Raw genomic sequence first — 16,822 nt, 5'->3', positions numbered from 1 at the left:
GAGGGTCGCCTGCGCGGCGACATCGGCCGCGCGGAGCAGGCCGAGGCGGGCGACCAACGCGAGTTGCTCATGCGGGGAGCGGCTGACCAGCCCGCCATCCACGAACTGGCCGGCGGAGAGCGCGCGGGCGAGCCCGGCCTCGCCGCGCGCGACGCGCGGCACGCCGCCCTGGACCAGCAACGCCGCCGCGACGACCCCGCACCAGGCGGTGATGCGGGCGAGCCCGGGCGGCGCCTTGTCGGCATGGGCATCGAGGTGGCGCGCGCCGCGCGCGAGCGTGTTGAGCAGGGCCGAGCGGTAGCCGGCGTCGCTGCTCGACAACAGGTAAGGCGCGTAGGCCGCCCAGAACAGGATCCGTTCGCCCCACAGATCGGGGCGCCAGGCGGCGTCGGCGCGGGTGCCGTGGGCGAGCAGCCAGCGCCCGGCGACCGCCTCGGCCAGTTTGGCGCCCTTGTCGCGGCTGGCGGCGGCGGCGAGGTCGCGCAGCCAGGAGAAGCCCTGGAGCTGCTCGGCGAGCGCGCCGTCGGCGCCGAGCGCGACGAAGTCGCGGTGGGCGAGAGACATCGTCTCGCTGCCGCAGGTGAAGCGCCCGGCGAGCAAGGCGTCGCCGCGCGCGCGGTCGCCGGTGACATGGTCGCGCGGGACCGCGATCAGCTTCAACGGCTTGCGGCCCGACCCGGCGAGGCGCGAGAGCAGGGACCCGCGGGCCAGTCTGTTGACGATCGCGCGCTCGGCCGCGGTCCCGGCGCTCATCCCTCTCCCCGCAGCGCCGCGATGTTGGCGGCGTAGGCATCCGCGCCGCCGCGGAACGCCGCGGTACCGGCGACCAGCACGGTAGCGCCGGCCGACACGGCTTGGGGCGCGGTGGCGGGGTCGATGCCGCCGTCGACCTCGATCGCGACATTCAAATTTTGCTTGGTGACGCGGGTGGCGATCGCCTCGATTTTCTTGAGTTGGCTGGTGATGAATTTTTGGCCGCCGAAGCCGGGGTTGACGGTCATCACCAGCACCAGGTCGATGTCGTCGAGCACGTAATCGAGCATCTTGGCCGGGGTTGCGGGATTCAAGGACACGCCGGCCTTTTTGCCGAGGCCCTTGATGCGCTGGAGGGTGCGGTGGAGGTGGGGCCCGGCCTCGGGGTGGACGGTGATGATGTCGGCGCCGGCCTCGGCGAAGGCATCGAGGAACAGGTCGACCGGGGAGATCATCAGATGGACGTCGAACGGCTTTTCGCTGTGCGGGCGCAGCGCCTTCACCACCCCGGGGCCGATCGTGAGGTTGGGGACGAAATGGCCGTCCATCACGTCGATATGGAGCCAGTCGGCGCCGGCCGCGTCCATCGCGCGCACTTCCTCGCCGAGGCGGGCGAAGTCGGCGGACAGGATCGAGGGGGAAATGAGCGGCGCGGGCATCGCCGCCGATTAGCGCCTAACCACCGCTTCTCACAAGGCGCGCGACGAAGAAGCCGTCGAGCCCGCCTTGTTGCTCGAGCATGCCGGGGAGGATTCGCAGCCAGCCGTCGGGGGCGGCGGCGAGGCCGGCGGGGAGATCGGTTGGTGGGGAGAGCGTGAACGCGGGGTGCGCGGCGAGGAATTGGGTGATCACCCCCTCGCCTTCCTCGGGCTCGAGTGAGCACACGGCGTAGACCAGCGCGCCACCGGGTTTGAGCCAGGTGCTGGTGCGCGCGAGCAGTTGCGACTGCTGCTCGGCCTGCTCGCGGATGAAGGCGGGGCGGGCGCGGTAGAGCACTTCGGGGTGGCGGCGGAAGGTGCCGGTGGCCGAGCAGGGCGCGTCGAGCAGGATCGCGTCGAATGGCTCCGGGGCGTCCCACGCCAAGGCGTCGGCCTTGATCAGTTTCGCTTGCAGGTGAGTCCGGGCCAAATTCTGCGAGAGTCGCGCGAGACGACTTTGCGAGCGGTCGAGGGACGTCACGCGGTGGCCCGCGGCGGCCAGCTGCATGGTCTTGCCGCCGGGCGCGGCGCAGACATCCAGCACGTTTGCAGCTTCGGCCGGGATCAGGCGCGCGGGGAGGGAGGCGGCAACGTCCTGGACCCACCAGCGGCCTTCGCCGAAGCCGGTCAGGTTGGCGACCGAGCCCGACTCGGGGAGGCGCACGTGGCGGGGGGCTAACGAAGCGCCGCCGTTTTTCGACGCGTATTCAATGGCTTCGCCGGCGTCGGCGAAAGTGAGGTCGAGCGGGGGGCGGCGGACGATGCCGCGGCGGGCGGCCTCGACGACGTCATCGCCCCATGCCGAGGCCCAGCGCTGCTCGACGTCGGCGGGGAGCGGAGTCGAGTCGGCGGGGGCGATGCCGCGTCTGAGCAGCGTTCCCAATACACCGTGGACGAGACGGCGCGGGCCGCCTTCGATCAGGGGCAGTGCGGTCGCCACCAGCGCGTGGTCGGGGACGTTCATCGCCAGTTTCTGGGCGAGCGCGAGGCGCAGCACCATGCGCGCCTTGGCATCGCCGGGAAGGATATTGCGGGTGGCGCTGTCGATCAGCGCGTCGATCTCGGGCAGGCGGCGCAAGGTCTCGCCGACGATGGCGAGGGTCAGCGCCTGCTCGGCGGGCGCGCTGCCTTGGGCCGCTGTATCCACCGTTTGGCCGGAGCGCAGCACGCGGTCGAGGATGCGCAGCGCGACGCGGCGCGGCTCGACACCTTCGGGATCCGCATGCTTCAATGGCTTTCCGGGCGCGGCGGGCGGGCGAGCAGATCCTCGAGCACCTGGCCGACGCTGGATTCTCCGGAGATCAGCCCGGCGACCGCGGCGACGATCGGCATGTCGATGCCTTTTTCATGGGCAAGCCGTGCCAGCACGGGAGCGGTGAAGGCGCCCTCGGCGACGGTGCGCCGGTCGGCCATCAGCTCGGCAGCGGCGCGCCCTTCGCCGATCCCCTTGCCCAAGGAAAAATTGCGCGAGCTGGTCGACGAGCAGGTGAGGACGAGGTCGCCGAGGCCGCTCAACCCCGCCAGCGTCTCGCGCCGGGCGCCGTTGGCGAGGCCGAAGCGGGTCATCTCGGCGAACCCGCGCGCGATCAGCGCGGCGCGGGCGTTCTGGCCGAGCCCGCGCCCCTCGACCACCCCGCAGGCGATCGCCAGCACATTCTTGACCGCGCCGCCGATCTCCGCCCCGGCGACGTCGTCAGACTGATAGATTATGAAAGGGGGCTGGACGAGGCTGTCGCGGACGGCTTCGGCGACCGCGGCATCCTCCGCGGCCAGGGTCACCGCGGTCGGCATCCCCGCCGCGACTTCATGCGCAAAAGTCGGCCCCGACAGCACGAGCAGTTGCGCATCGGGGCAGGCCTCTCGCGCGACATGGTGGAGCAGCAGCCCAGTGCGCTCCTCGATCCCCTTCGAGCACAGGATCAGCGGCTTGCCGCAGGCCGGCGCGCTTTCGAGCACGCTCCGCATGTGCTGCGCGGGGGTGACGACGAGCCACGCGTCGCAGTCCGCCAGGTCGGCGAGGTCGGCGGTGGCGCGGATCGCCGGGTCGAGCGACTGGCCGGGCAGGAACAGGCTGTTTTCATGGGCCGCATTGACCGCCTCGACCACTTCATTCTCGCGCGCCCACAGCAAGGTGTCGCGCCCACCCGCCGCGGCGACCTGCGCCAGCGCGGTGCCCCACGCGCCACCGCCGATCACCGCCAATCGATCGATGGTCATGCCTTGACCCCTGCCCCGCGCACGGTGACCGCGCCTTCGTCGAGCGGCCAGCGCGCGCGCGCCGGGGCGTCGAGGCGGTCGATCAAGCCCGCGCCGAGCCGCTCGGCCCCGGCCCAGGCGATCATCGCCGCATTGTCGGTGCACAGCCAGCCCGGCGGCACCGCAAATTCTTTTCCAGTCTCCGCCGCGAGATCGGCCAACGCGGTGCGGATTTTTTCGTTCGCGGCCACTCCGCCGGCCACGACCAGGGTCGGCGAGTCGGACGAACTGAGCGCGCGGCGGGTGCGGTCGACGAGGCAGTCGACCACCGCTTGCTGAAAGCTTGCGGCGATGTCGGCGGGGCGGTGCGTGCCCGACGCGACCGCGCGCTGGACCGCGCTTTTGAGGCCGGCAAAAGAAAAATGCGGCTCGGGTGAGCCGAGCAGCGGGCGCGGCAACGGCACCGCCTTGGCGTCACCTTCGCGAGCCAGCGCCTCGATCGCGGGGCCGCCGGGATAGCCGAGGCCGAGCAATTTCGCCGCCTTGTCGAACGCCTCGCCGGCGGCGTCGTCGATGGTGGTGGCGAGGCGCTGGTAGTCGCCGACCCCGCGCACCTCGAGCAACTGGCAATGCCCGCCCGAGACCAGCAGCAGCAGATAGGGAAATCCGAGGCCGGGATCGACCAGCCGCGGGCTCAAAGCATGGCCTTCGAGGTGGTTGACCGCGATCAGCGGCTTGCCCGCGGCGAGCGCGATGCCCTTGCCCGCGAGCAAAGCGACCATCACCCCGCCGATCAGCCCCGGGCCGGCGGTGGCGGCGACCGCGTCGATCTCCCCGACGGTCTTTTCCGCTTCGGCGAGCACCTGGCGGATCAGGCCGGGGAGAACCTCGACTTGGGCGCGCGCGGCGATTTCCGGAACTACCCCGCCGAACGGCTGGTGGGCGTCGTTCTGCCCGACCACCGCCTGCGCCAGCACGCGGCGATCGCTGTCGACCAGCGCCGCGGCGCTGTCGTCGCACGAGGATTCGAGACCGAGGATCAGTGCCATCACTGGCCCTTTGCCTAAGCGAACGGCTTCCGGCTAGAGGGGCGGCATGGAGCGAAGCCCGATCCTTGGCACGCGCGGGTCGCCGCTGGCGCTGGCGCAGGCGCGCAAGGTCGCCTCCGCGCTCGAGGTCGCGCAGCGCTGGCCGGCGGGGTTCATCCACATCGCCGCGATCACCACCTCGGGCGACACCATCCAGGACCGCCCGCTGGCCGAGGTCGGCGGCAAGTTCCTGTGGACCAAGGAGCTCGACCGCGCGCTGATCGACGGCGAGACCGATTTTTCGGTGCATTCGTTGAAGGACGTCGAGAGCGAGCGGCCCAAATCGATCCGCCTGTGCGCGGTGCGCCCGCGCGCCGACGTGCGCGAGCGGTTGATCGGGGCGGAGTCGATCGATGCGCTCAAGCAAGGCGCGGTGGTCGGCACGTCGAGCCCGCGCCGCGCCGCGCAATTGCTGTCGCTGCGCCCCGACCTCAAGATTGTGACATTGCGCGGCAATGTCGACACGCGGCTGGCCAAGGTCGCGGCGGGGGAGGTCGACGCCACCTTGCTCGCCGCGGCCGGGCTCAAGCGGCTGGGCAAGCATGACGTCGGCACGCCGGTGCCGGTCAGCGTGCTGCTGCCGGCGCCGACGCAAGGGGTGATCGGGATCGAGTGCCGCGCCGATGACGCCATGACGGCGGCGGTGCTGCGCGCGGTCGACGACGAAACCACCCATGCCGCGATCCGCGCCGAGCGGGCGTTCACGTTGGCGCTCGGGGCATCGTGCCATTCGCCGGTGGCGGCGCTGGCGACGATGGAAAAGGGGCGTTTGTACTTCCGCGCGCAATTGCTGTCCGAGGACGGGCGCGAGACGATCCGCGACGAGGCGCGCTTCGAGTGCGGCGACCTGGCCGGGCCCAAGGCGCTGGCCAAGGCGATGTTGAAGCGCGCGCCAGAGGCGATCCGGCGGCTGTTCGAGGGCTGATGCGGACGCTGTTCATTCTCCGGCCCGAGCCGGGGGCGAGCGACAGCGCCGGGCGCGCCAAGGCGATGGGGCTGGAGGCGGTGGTGGCGCCGCTGTTCGCGGTTGCGCCGGTGGCGTGGGACGTGCCCGATGCGGCGGGGTTCGACGGGCTGCTACTGACCAGCGCCAATCCGGTTCGGCATGGCGGCGAAGGCCTGGCGCGGGTGCGCGGGCTCCCGGTTTACGCGGTGGGCGAGGCAAGCGCGGCGGCGGCGCGCGCGGCGGGGTTCTCGGTTGCGGCCAGCGGGGATGGCGACGTCATGAGGCTGTTGGGGTCGGTCGCGCCGGGACTGCGGCTGCTGCATTTGTGCGGGGCGAACCGGCGGGCGCTCGATGGGGCGGCGCAGGCGATCACGCCGGTGGTGGTGTATTGTGCCGAGGCGCTGGCGCGGCCCGATGCGCTGGATACGCTGGGGGGTCAGGTTGCGGCGGTGCATTCGCCGCGCGCGGCGGCGCGGTTGTCCGAGCTGGTCGATCAACGCTCGGCCATTCGCATTGCCGCGATCAGCGCCGCCGCAGCCGAAGCGGCGGGTGACGGTTGGGAGCATGTCGAAACTGCCGATGCGCCGAGCGATGCGGCGCTGCTGGCCCTTGCCGCGCGGCTGTGCGACAATCGGCGCCAGCAATGACCACCGCTGCCCCCCGCACTCACCTCAGCTGGAGCGCGCGCCTGCTGATCGCGCTGTGCCTGGTGCTGCTCGGCGCGGCGGCGGCGGCGTGGGCGCTGGCGCGCTACGACGGCGCGGCGCGGTTTCTGGGGGTGGCGCCAAGCCAGCCGAAAATTTCGCGGATGCAGCCGGCGTTTGCCCCCCAGGAGCTGGCCCCTGTCGCCGCGGCCCCCTCGGCCGCCGACCAGGCGCGGATCGCAACGCTCGAGGCGCGCATCGCCGGGCTGGAGAACGCCACGCGCCAGGTTGCCGGATCGGCGGTGCGTGCCGATGCTTTGCTGGTGGCGTTCGCGGCGCGGCGCGCGATCGAGCGCGGGGTGGCGCTGGGCTATCTCGAGACCTTGCTGGTCGACCGCTTCGGGCCCGAGCACCCCGGCGCGGTGGCGACGATCGTCACTGCCGCGCGCGCGCCGGTGCGGCTCAACCAGTTGATCGCCGAATATGAGGCGCTCGGGCCCGAGCTGCGCGCCGCGGGGCCGGAAGAGGGCTGGTGGGACGGGGTGCGGCGCGAGATGGGCTCGCTGGTCGAGATCCGCCGCGCCGACCGGCCGTCGGTCAAGCCCGACGCGCGCTATCAGCGGGCCTTGTCGAGATTGAGTGCTGGGGAAGTGGACACCGCGCTGGCCGAGACCATGCGGCTGCCCGGGGCGGCCGAGGCGGGGCCGTGGATCCGCCGCGCGCGGCACTATGTCGCAACGAGGCGCGCGCTCGACCAGATCGAATCGTCGGCGCTGCTCGCGGGCGACCCGCCGGCGGCCTGAACGCGGCTGCGACGAAGGGGCTTGGCAAAGCGACTCGGCAATGCGATTCTGCGCTCGGCGTCGGGGGACGAACAGCTTCGGTTCAGCGATCCCGCGCCAAGTCATTGGTAACGCACGAGTTGCAGCGGAGAGCCACGCAGTCATGACGTCATTTTCGAGCCGTTTCGGATTGGGCCTGATCGTTATCGCGGCGGCGTCGATCGGCGCCTCGGCCGCGCCGGTCGCGCCGATGCCGATACCGCGCCCGGCGGCCGTCCGCCCCGCCCAGCCCCCGATCTACCTGCGCGACCGCATCGCCGCCCTGGGGCGCGCGTTCGACGGGCGGGTCGGGATCGCGGTCAAGTCGGTCGACGACGGGTGGAGCGCCAACTGGAAGGCCGACGAGCTGTACCCGCAGCAGAGCGTGAGCAAATTATGGGTCGCGATCACCGCGCTCGACATGGTCGACAAGGGACGCGTGCGGCTCGACGACCGCGTCACGCTGACCCGCAGCGACCTTACTCTCTTCCACCAGCCGATCGCGGCCAAAATCCTCGGCGGGGGCTATACCACCAGCCTCAGCGACCTGATGTTCAAGGCGATCACCACCAGCGACAACACCTGCAACGACAAGTTGATGCGCTCGGTCGGCGGGCCCGACGCGGTGCGCGACATGATCCGCAACAAGGGGCTCGGCGCGATCCGCTTCTACGACGGCGAGCGCTCGTTGCAGTCGCGCATCGCGGGGCTGACGTGGAGCCAGAGCTTCGCCATCGGCGGGGCGTTTTATCAGGCGCGCAACGCATTGCCGTTCACGGTGCGCAAGGCGGCATTCGACCGCTATGTCGCCGACCCCTATGACGGCGCGGCGCCGAGCGCGATCGTCACGGCGCTGGCGCGGCTGAAGCGCGGCGAGCTGCTGGCGCCGGCGTCGACCGCGCGGCTGCTGGCGACGATGGGCAATACCAAGACCGGCAAGAACCGCTTGAAGGGCGGCCTGAAGCCGGGCTGGTCGCTCAGCCACAAGACCGGGACGGGCCAGGTGCTCGGGGCGAGCCAGGCGGGGTATAACGACATCGGCATTCTGACCGCGCCCGACGGCCGGGCTTACGCGGTGGCGGTGATGATCAAGAAGACCGCGGCGCCGCTGCCGACGCGGATGGCGCTGATGAACAATGTCGTGCGCAGCGTGATCACCCAGCACGAGATGACATACAGCGGGAGCTACACGCTCTAGGCCCGCTTGATTCCGGCGAATTGCTCTTCCATGCTGCGCTCCAACAGGGGAGCCATCATGCCAGTCCGACATGTCCTAGCAGCGCTGCTGCTTGCCAGCGGCGCGGGGAGCGCCGCCGCCCAGACCGTCACCGCCGACGACCTGATTGCCAAGAACCTCGCCGCGCGCGGTGGGGCCGAGGCATTGGCCGCGATCAAGGGGGTCAAGTTCGCCGGGCGGGTGATCTTCCCCGGTGATTTCGAGCTGACCTATGCCGAAACACGCTCGCAGGGATCGTCGCGGATCGACATGGCGCTGCAGGGGATGACCCTGGTCCAGGGCTACGACGGCAAATCGGGGTGGCGGATCAACCCGTTCCAGGGGCGCAAGGACGCCGAGCGGATGAGCGCCGACGAAGCGCGCTCGGTCGCCGACGCGTCGCTGATCGAGGGCCCGCTGCAGGCCTCGCGCCGCGACGGCAGCCGCGTCACTTACCTTGGCCGCGAGGATTTCGACGGCACCCTCGCCTACAAAGTGAAGGTCGCGCAAAAGGACGGCGACGAGTTCGTCTACTGGCTCGACCCCGACACCTTCCTCGAGATCAAGGTCGACGAGACGCGGCGCATCCGCGGCGCCGAGCAGACCAGCGAGACCGAGCTCGGCGACTATGAAAAGATCGCCGGGGTCTATTTCCCGATGTCTGTGGAAAGCTGGAGCGAGGGCGATTCGAACAACCGCCAGCGGGTGATCATCGCCTCGGGCAGCGCCAACCCGCCGGTCGACCTCGCGCTATTCGCCGAGCCCAAGACGCCCGCCGCGGCGCAGCCGGGAGGATCGCCGCCCGATGCGTCCAACGCGCCGGCCAGAGACGACACCACCACCGACAAACCCGACGCGGCCGAGCCCGCCAACCCGCCGAAGGGAAATTGACCATGGTGCGCACTTTCCTCCTCCTCGGAACCGCCCTCGCCGCCGCCGCACCCGCGGCCGCGCAGACCAGCAGCGCCGCGATCTCCGGACTCGGCATCCGCAACATCGGCTCGTCGCAGATGTCGGGGCGCATCGCCGCGCTCGCCGCGCGCCAGGAAAAGGATGGCAAGACCACGGTGTACGTCGGCGCCGCGTCGGGCGGCGTGTGGAAGTCCGAGGACAACGGCACGAACTTCAAGCCGGTGTTCGACAAGCAGCCGGTGCAGTCGATCGGCGCAGTCGCGCTCGACCCCAATAACAAGGACGTGGTGTGGGTCGGGACCGGCGAGGCGTGGACGCGCAACTCGGTGTCGATCGGCAACGGCGTCTATAAATCCAGCGACGGCGGCGGCACCTGGACCAACATGGGCCTGCCCGGCACCGAGCGCATCACGTCGATCGTGGTTCACCCCAAGAACGGCAACATCGTCTACGTCTGCGCGCCCGGGCCCTTGTGGTCGGACAGCGCCGAGCGCGGGCTGTACAAAACGACCGATGGCGGACGGACCTGGGCGCTGGTGCTGCCCGGAGCGAACCTGTCGACCGGCTGCGGGTCGGTCACGCTCGACCCCGCCAACCCCGAGCATCTGCTCGCCGGGACCTGGGACTTCCGCCGCAAGGGCTGGGAATTCCGCTCGGGCGGCGACGGCCCCGAGGCGCCGTCGGGCAGCCGCTTCGCCGAATCGCGCGATGGCGGGCGGACCTGGACCACGCTGACCGCGGACAATCGCAAGGGCCTGCCCAAGGGCCCGTTGGGGCGGATCGAGGTTGCCTTCGCGCCGTCCAACCCCAAGCAGATCTACGCCTTCATCGAGAATGTCCGCCCGGCTCTGTTCGTGTCCGAGGATGGCGGCAAGACGTGGGAGGAGCGCGACCGCAGCCAGGGCATGGTGTGGCGGCCGTTCTACTTCGCCAAGATCGTGGTCGACCCCAAGGACGACAAGCGCCTGTTCAAGATGGGCTATGCGATGATCGTCTCGGAGGACGGCGGCAAGAGCTTCTCCAACACTACCGGCGCGACCCACGGCGACTGGCACGACATCTGGATCAACCCGGCCAACCCCAAGCACATCATCGGCGGCGACGATGGCGGGATGTGGATCAGCTACGACGGCGGCAACCGCTGGTGGAAATCGGGCAACCTCCCGATCAGCCAATTCTACCACGTCAGCGCCGACGACAAGGATCCGTACCAGGTGTACGGCGGGCTGCAGGACAATTCGTCCTGGGTCGGCGACCAGGAATATCCCGGCGGGATCACCAACAACCGCTGGGAGAATCTCTACGGCGGCGACGGCTTCTGGGCGTTCGCCGACCCTGCCGACCCCGATTACGCCTATGTCGAGTTCCAGGGCGGGCACATCGCGCGGGTCAACCGCAAGACGCTCGAGGGCCGCGCCATACAGCCCAAGGCGGGCTACAAGGAAAAGCTGCGGTGGAACTGGAGCGCGCCGATCCACCTGTCGCCCAACGATAAGGGGACGATCTACATCGGCTCGCAATTCCTCTTCCGCAGCCGCGACCAGGGGGTCAATTGGGAGCGCATCTCGCCCGATTTGTCGACCAACGACCCGGTCCGCCAGCAGCAGGAGAAATCGGGCGGGATCACGGTCGACAATTCGGCGGCCGAGATGAACACCACGATCTATTCGATCTCGGAAAGCCCGCGCGCGCGCGGACAAATCTGGGTCGGCACCGACGACGGCAATGTCCAATTGACCCGCGACGGCGGCAAGAATTGGAGCAACGTCACCGCCAATCTGGGGCTCGCGCCGGGCAATTGGATCAGCTGGGTCGAAGCCAGCCGTCACCACCCCGCCATCGCCTATGTCGCGGTCGACCGCCACACCTATGGCGACATGGCGCCGTACATCTACCGCACCGGCGATTACGGCAAAAGCTGGCAGCGGCTGGTCGGCCCCGGAACCCCCGGCGTGCGCGGCTATGCGCATGTCGTGAAGGAGGACCGCACCAATTCCAACATCCTGTTCGTCGGCACCGAATTGGGGCTCTATGCCTCGCTCGACACCGGCGCGAGCTGGGGCCAGTTCAAGCCCAACAACTTCCCCGACGTCGCGGTGCGCGACATCTGGCTGCAGGAGCGCGAGGACGATTTGATCCTCGCCACCCATGGCCGCGGAATCTGGGTGATCGACGACATCGCGCCCTTGCGCAGCCTCGACGCCGCGACCCTGGCGCGCAACGCGGTGCTGATCCCGGGCCGCGCGGTGCAGCAGCGGATCGCCGGCAACGGCGGCTGGCCCGAGGGCAATGCATCCTATTATGGCGAGAACCCGCCGTCGGGCGCGGTGATCAGCTACTATCAGAAAGCGCGCCACGTGATCGGGCGGATGAAGCTCGAGGTGCTCGACGCGGCGGGCAATGTGGTTGATGAATTGCCGGCGTCGAAGCGCACCGGGCTCAACCGCGTGGTGTGGTCGATGCGGACCAAGCCGCCTGAGGTGCCCCCGGCCGCGTCGCTGGCGTTTTACTCGACCCAGGGGCAGCGCGTGCTGCCGGGCAAATACACGCTCCGGCTGACCAAGGCGGGCGAGGTGACCACCGCGCCGCTCGAGGTCACGCTCGACCGGCGCGCCAAATTCAGCGTCGCCGACCGCCGCGCGCAATTTGCCGCGGCGGAGCAGGTCAAGGGGCTGTTCACGCGGATGACGACCTTGCTCGCGTCGATCAACAGCGTGCGCACCGGCGCCGATGCTTATGGCGCCAAGGCCGACGCCGCGCCCGCGATCCGCTCGGCGGCGACCGCTTTGTCGGCGCAGGCCGACAGCTTACGCAAGGAATTGGTGGCGACCAAGGAGGGCGGCGCGATCACCGGCGAGGAACGGCTGCGCGAGCATGTCGACGACGTCTACGGGTCGATCACCTCGGTCGAGGCGGCGCCGACCGCCTATCAGCTGGCGCGCATCGCCACCCTCGACCGCGAGCTCTCCGAGGTCGAGCAGCGTTTCGCGGGGCTCAAGGCGGGCGAAGTGGCGCGCTTCAACGCGCTGCTCCAGCAAGCGAACCTGCCGCCGCTGACGATCGCCGCGGCAGTGCCAGCCGATGGTGTGCGCGGTGGCCGCCTGTCGGCGCTGGTGCGGGGAATTGTGGGAACGCGCCTCTACCGAAACGCCGAGGAATAGGGATTCGAACCACGGCGCAGCCCTCCGGGCGAAGCCCAACAAAGACTCGAGGGTTCGACCACAAAGGTAAGAAGTCTGGAGCGGGCGAAGGGATTCGAACCCTCGACCCCAACCTTGGCAAGGTTGTGCTCTACCCCTGAGCTACGCCCGCTCTGGCGTTGTGCCGCTGGGCCCTGGAGGCGGCCCGTCGGCGAGGTGAGGCGGGCGCCTAGCATGGGGCGCGGCGAGCTTGCAAGCATTGCGGCGCGCGCTGGAGCCGCCCATATGGTCGCAACGCGAGCACCATCTGCAACGGAGCGTCGAACCAGCGTGGCAACCCTTGGACTGACCGAAGCCGAACGCGCGGAAATTGAACGATTCCAGCGCGATGTCATCGAGCCGTCGATGACCCAGCTGGTCATCGTCGATTTCTGGGCCGAATGGTGCGGACCGTGCAAGCAATTGTCGCCGCTGCTCGACAAGGTCGCCGCGGCCTATGCCGACAAGGGCGTCAAGCTGGTCAAGCTCGACGTCGACGCCGAGAAATTCATCGCCGCGCAATTCCGCATCCAGTCGATCCCGACGGTCTATGCGATGTACCAGGGCCAGCCGGTCGCGGACCTCTCGGCGCATCGCACCGAGCCGCAGTTCACCAAGGCGCTCGACCAGTTGCTGGCGCAGCTCAAGATTGCCGGGGACGGCGCGGCGGCCGCGCCGCAGGCCGACATCGAGCCGCTGGTGGCGATGGCGGAGGACGTGCTGGGGCAAGGCGACGCACCGCGCGCAATCGGCATTTTCCGCCAGATCCGCGACATGGCGCCCGACGATGCGGCGGTGCTCGGCGGGCTCGCGCGGGCGTTGATCGCGGGCGGTGAAACCGACGAGGCGCGGACCATCCTCGACGGCGTGCCGGGCGAGTCCCCGCCCCCCGAGATCGCCCGCGCGCGCGCCGCGCTCGAGCTGGCGACCGCCGCGCCCGACATCGACACCAGCGCGCTCGAGGCGCGGCTGGCGAAAAACCCCGACGACCATGAGGCGCGCTTCGAGCTGGCCGGGGCGCGCTCGTCGGCGGGCGAGCGCGACGCTGCCGCCGACGCCTTGCTCGAGATCATCGCGCGCGACCGCGAATGGAACGACGGCGCGGCGCGCAAGCGCTTCCTCCAATTGCTCGAGGCGCAGGGCATCGCCGACCCATGGGCGAGCGCGCAACGGCGGCGGCTGTCGGCGGTGCTGTTCACGTGAGCTCGCCGCTGAGCTTGCGGGTGCCGATTTTCCCGCTCGCCGGGGCGATCCTGTTCCCGCGCTCGCAATTGCCGCTGCACATTTTCGAGCCGCGCTACCGCGACATGGTGCGCGACGCGATCGACGGCGGCGGGCGAATCGCGATGGTCCAGCCGCAGGCGGTCGATGAGGCCGGCGGCGCGGTCTATTCTGTCGGCTGCGTCGGCGAACTGGTCGGCATCGAGGAATTGGAGGACGGGCGCTACAATATCGTGCTCCACGGCTCGCACCGCTTCCGGATGATCGCCGAGGCCGACCTCGGCACCGCGTACCGCAACGCCGATGTCGACATTTCGGCGTTCGACGACAGCGAGCCGGGGCCGCTCGGGATGGCCCAGCGCGCCGAGGTCGAGCAGGAAGCGCGGCGATTGGGCGATGCGCTCGGGCTGGCGGTCGACTGGACCGCGGTGAGCCGCCTCGACGACGAGATGCTGGTCAACGCGATCGCCCAGGTCGCCCCGTTCGACGTCAGCGCCAAGCAGGCGCTGCTCGAGGAAGTGACGCTCGACGGGCGGGCCGACTTGCTGGTGCAGCTGATGCAGTTCCAGCGGATGACGCCGGGTGGCGCGGACATCCAGCCGACGCTGCAATAACGCCCCTCCCGCTGGCGGGAGGGGTTGGGGGTGGGCCTGTTTAGAATTTGGCGCCGCGTGGTCTCGCCCGACACCCCCGCCCCTCGCCGCTGCGCAGCTTCACCCTGGGTTAGATTGGCAGTCCGCGCAGCAGCAGGGGCAAGTCCCCTGAGGTGCCCCTCGCTTCGTTCATCAGGCGGTCGCGTAAGGGGCCGATGCGGTTGACGACGCCCATGCCGAAACGGCGCACGGCCGACGCGGTGCGCCCGGGGACGCCGTAGATGCGGGTCAGGCCGTCGGTGGCCATCGCGACCATCAGCGAATCGAGGCTGCGCCAGCGCTGGTAGCGGTCGAGCAACTGGCGGTCGCCGAGGTCGAGTCCGAGCCGCGCGCCTTCGACCACCACCTGGGCGAGCGCGGCGGCGTCGCGGAAGCCGAGGTTGAGGCCCTGGCCGGCGATCGGGTGGATGGCGTGGGCCGCGTCGCCGACCAAAGCGAGGCGCTCGGCGGTGATCGTCGCGGCGTGGTGGAAGCCGAGCGGATAGCTCGAGCGCGGCGCGGCGAGCGCGATGTCGCCGAGGAAGCCGCCCATCGCCGCCTTGGCCTCGGCGGCGAAGTCGGCGTCGCTCAGCGACAGCCAGCCGGGCGCGTCATCCTGCGGCACCGACCACACGATCGCCGAGCGGTGGCCCTGTTCGTCGTCGGTCATCGGCAGCAGCGCGAACGGGCCGCCGGGATAGAAGATTTCATAGGCGACATGGTCGTGGGGGCGCTCGTGGCGCAGGGTCGAGACGATCGCCGCATGGTCGTAGCGCCAGCGCGCGGCGCGGATCCCGGCGGCTTCGCGCATCGGCGAATTGCGGCCGTCGGCGGCGGCGAGCAAGGGCGCGTGGAGCTTGCGCCCGTCGGCCAGCGCGACGACCACGCCGGCGGGGCCGCGGTCGACCGAGGCGATCGACGATTTCCACAATAACCAGGCGTTGGGCGCGGCTTCGGCGCGGGCGCGCAGCGCGGCGCGCAGGTGGCGGTTTTCGTGCATCCAGCCGAGCGGCTCGTCGTCGGCGGACGGCTCGAAGGCGAGCCCGCCGGGAGCAAGCCCGTCGGCGACCTGGATCTTGCGGATCGGGCAGCCGGGGGCGGGGAAATGCGCCGCGACGCCGATCGCCTCGAGCATTCGCGTCGAGCTCGAGCCGACCGCGCTGGTGCGGCCGTCGAACTTGGCATCGGTGCGCTGGTCGGGGTCGGCGGGATCGACGACGATGGTCGAGATGCCGCTGCTGTCGAGCGCCGCGGCGAGCGCGAGCCCGACCAACCCGCCGCCAAAGATGATCACGTCCGCGCGGTCCATGGGGGCGCTTTAGCCGCGCGCGGCGATCATTGCGAGGAGCGCCGCGGGGCGGGGTTAAAGGTAAGAGGTTCACACGAAGGCACGAAGGCACGAAGGGGCTTCGCCCCAAATATCTTCTTCGTGATCTTCGTGCCTTCGTGTGAAATGATTCTGGATTGCCGCCCCCGGCATTCGCCGGGGTCGCAATGACGGCACCCGAGATGGTCGCTTGACCGGGGAGTCCGGGGCAAGGCATTCTGCGCACCGGTTATTCGAGTGGGGACAGGAGCATGGCGACCGCTGCGGCGCGGGGACGGAAGCGCGAGCTGGGGCCCGACTGGCGCGATGCGCTGCGTGGGTCGCTGGCGCGCTTCGCGATGCGCTGCTGGGGGGCGGTGCTGATCGGCTTGAGCGTCGCCACGGGGGTCGCGCTGGTCACCCACAGCGGCACCGATCCGAGCTTTTCAACCGCCGCGGCGGGGCCGCCGACTAACTGGATCGGCGCGCCGGGCGCCTATGCCAGCGACCTGCTGCTGCTGCTGTTCGGGATCGGCGCGGCGCTGCTGGTGCCGGTGGTGGCGCTGGCCGGGGTGCGGCTGATGCGGCTCGAGCCGGCCGGGCGCGTCGGCCGCGCCTTGCTGGTCGCGGCGATCGGCGCGGTGTTGATCGGGATCGCGCTGAGCCTCGCCAGCGGCGCGGCGGTGCCCGGTCTGCCGAGCGGCTGGGGCGGCGCGCTTGGATTGGGCGCGAGCAACGGGGTCGATGCCGCGATCGGGCTGATCAATAACCCGGCGGTCGAGGGGCCGCTGCGGCTCGCACTGCTGTTGCTGTTCGCGCTCGGCGGATTGGCGCTGGGGCTGATCGCAATCGGGCTGCGGCCGGACGAGCGGCAGTGGGCGTCGGGGCTGGTGCGCCCGTCGCCGCGCGACAAGCAGGCATCGCCGCGCGCGACCGAATTGCGCGAGGACCGCACCAGCGCGACCCCGCCGCGCTCGCGCCCGGCGGTGGCAGTGACCGAGCCGGCGCGCGGGGTCGCGCCGGCGGGCAAAGGCGGCGCGCGGCGCAATGCCTCGCAGCCGAGCCTCGCGCTGGGCGACAATTATGCGCTGCCGACGATCGATTTGCTGGCGCCCAAGCCGGACAAGGGCCGCGCCCAGATCGACCGCGCCGGGCTCGAGCGCAACGCGCGGCTGCTCGAGAGCGTGCTCGAGGATTTCCACGTCCGCGG

The 16,822-nt window shown here is 70.4% G+C and carries 14 protein-coding genes, 1 tRNA gene and 1 pseudogene; 9 read left to right on the top strand and 7 right to left on the bottom strand.

What is annotated here, in order from left to right; genetic code table 11:
• The 5 genes and pseudogenes from RMP08_RS08440 to tsaD all read right to left on the bottom strand — a co-directional run.
• Window positions 1–753 (bottom strand): annotated as a pseudogene (locus RMP08_RS08440) (heparinase); the annotation flags it as partial.
• Entirely contained in the window at window positions 750–1,412 is a 663-nt protein-coding gene (gene rpe / locus RMP08_RS08435; protein WP_310468550.1) for a ribulose-phosphate 3-epimerase, read from the bottom strand. The gene rpe and the pseudogene RMP08_RS08440, both read right to left, overlap by 4 nt.
• A 16-nt stretch (window positions 1,413–1,428) precedes the next feature.
• Window positions 1,429–2,682, bottom strand: coding sequence for an RsmB/NOP family class I SAM-dependent RNA methyltransferase (locus RMP08_RS08430; RefSeq protein ID WP_310468549.1), 1,254 nt, complete (start codon window positions 2,680–2,682; stop codon window positions 1,429–1,431).
• On the bottom strand, window positions 2,679–3,668 hold the full coding sequence (locus tag RMP08_RS08425) for an NAD(P)H-dependent glycerol-3-phosphate dehydrogenase (protein ID WP_310468548.1): 990 nt from the start codon (window positions 3,666–3,668) through the stop codon (window positions 2,679–2,681). The genes RMP08_RS08430 and RMP08_RS08425 overlap by 4 nt, the downstream gene beginning before the upstream one ends.
• The gene (tsaD, locus tag RMP08_RS08420) at window positions 3,665–4,696 is read right to left on the bottom strand and encodes a tRNA (adenosine(37)-N6)-threonylcarbamoyltransferase complex transferase subunit TsaD (RefSeq protein WP_310468547.1); all 1,032 of its coding nucleotides are present in this window, start codon (window positions 4,694–4,696) and stop codon (window positions 3,665–3,667) included. Before tsaD ends, RMP08_RS08425 begins: the two co-directional genes overlap by 4 nt.
• 46 nt (window positions 4,697–4,742) lie before the next feature.
• Here tsaD and hemC point away from each other — a divergent pair, with 46 nt between their 5' ends.
• The 6 genes from hemC (at window position 4,743) to RMP08_RS08390 (ending at window position 12,435) form a co-directional block, all read left to right on the top strand.
• Window positions 4,743–5,660, top strand: coding sequence for a hydroxymethylbilane synthase (gene hemC, locus RMP08_RS08415; protein ID WP_310468546.1), 918 nt, complete (start codon window positions 4,743–4,745; stop codon window positions 5,658–5,660).
• Window positions 5,660–6,328 (top strand): uroporphyrinogen-III synthase, encoded by a 669-nt coding sequence (locus RMP08_RS08410; RefSeq protein ID WP_310468545.1) that lies wholly within the window; start codon window positions 5,660–5,662, stop codon window positions 6,326–6,328. The genes hemC and RMP08_RS08410 overlap by 1 nt, the downstream gene beginning before the upstream one ends.
• Window positions 6,325–7,128 (top strand): hypothetical protein, encoded by an 804-nt coding sequence (locus RMP08_RS08405; protein ID WP_310468544.1) that lies wholly within the window; start codon window positions 6,325–6,327, stop codon window positions 7,126–7,128. Before RMP08_RS08410 ends, RMP08_RS08405 begins: the two co-directional genes overlap by 4 nt.
• A 142-nt stretch (window positions 7,129–7,270) precedes the next feature.
• The gene (gene bla, locus RMP08_RS08400) at window positions 7,271–8,344 is read left to right on the top strand and encodes a class A beta-lactamase (RefSeq protein ID WP_310468543.1); all 1,074 of its coding nucleotides are present in this window, start codon (window positions 7,271–7,273) and stop codon (window positions 8,342–8,344) included.
• 57 nt (window positions 8,345–8,401) lie between these two features.
• The gene (locus tag RMP08_RS08395; RefSeq protein ID WP_310468542.1) at window positions 8,402–9,253 is read left to right on the top strand and encodes a hypothetical protein; all 852 of its coding nucleotides are present in this window, start codon (window positions 8,402–8,404) and stop codon (window positions 9,251–9,253) included.
• Window positions 9,254–9,255: 2 nt separating this feature from the next.
• Entirely contained in the window at window positions 9,256–12,435 is a 3,180-nt protein-coding gene (locus RMP08_RS08390; protein ID WP_310468541.1) for a VPS10 domain-containing protein, read from the top strand.
• Between the two features lie 76 nt (window positions 12,436–12,511).
• Here the strand turns inward: RMP08_RS08390 and RMP08_RS08385 are convergent.
• A tRNA-Gly gene (locus tag RMP08_RS08385) sits at window positions 12,512–12,586 on the bottom strand.
• Between the two features lie 158 nt (window positions 12,587–12,744).
• On the opposite strand from RMP08_RS08385, the gene RMP08_RS08380 reads away from it, so the two are divergent.
• The gene (locus tag RMP08_RS08380) at window positions 12,745–13,656 is read left to right on the top strand and encodes a tetratricopeptide repeat protein (RefSeq protein ID WP_310468540.1); all 912 of its coding nucleotides are present in this window, start codon (window positions 12,745–12,747) and stop codon (window positions 13,654–13,656) included.
• Window positions 13,653–14,288: an LON peptidase substrate-binding domain-containing protein gene (locus tag RMP08_RS08375; protein WP_310468539.1), complete on the top strand. Its 636-nt coding sequence runs from the start codon at window positions 13,653–13,655 to the stop codon at window positions 14,286–14,288. The genes RMP08_RS08380 and RMP08_RS08375 overlap by 4 nt, the downstream gene beginning before the upstream one ends.
• 109 nt (window positions 14,289–14,397) lie before the next feature.
• Here RMP08_RS08375 and RMP08_RS08370 read toward each other — a convergent pair whose 3' ends face one another.
• Entirely contained in the window at window positions 14,398–15,615 is a 1,218-nt protein-coding gene (locus tag RMP08_RS08370; protein ID WP_310468538.1) for an FAD-dependent monooxygenase, read from the bottom strand.
• Window positions 15,616–15,884: 269 nt separating this feature from the next.
• Between RMP08_RS08370 and RMP08_RS08365 the strand changes: the two genes are divergently transcribed.
• On the top strand, window positions 15,885–16,822 hold a 938-nt coding region (locus RMP08_RS08365), incomplete at its 3' end, for a DNA translocase FtsK 4TM domain-containing protein (protein ID WP_310468537.1).

Origin of the sequence: Sphingomonas sp., assembly GCF_031426035.1 — a bacterium.
GTDB lineage: Bacteria > Pseudomonadota > Alphaproteobacteria > Sphingomonadales > Sphingomonadaceae > Sphingomicrobium.
This window is presented reverse-complemented; position numbering and strand designations above follow the sequence as displayed.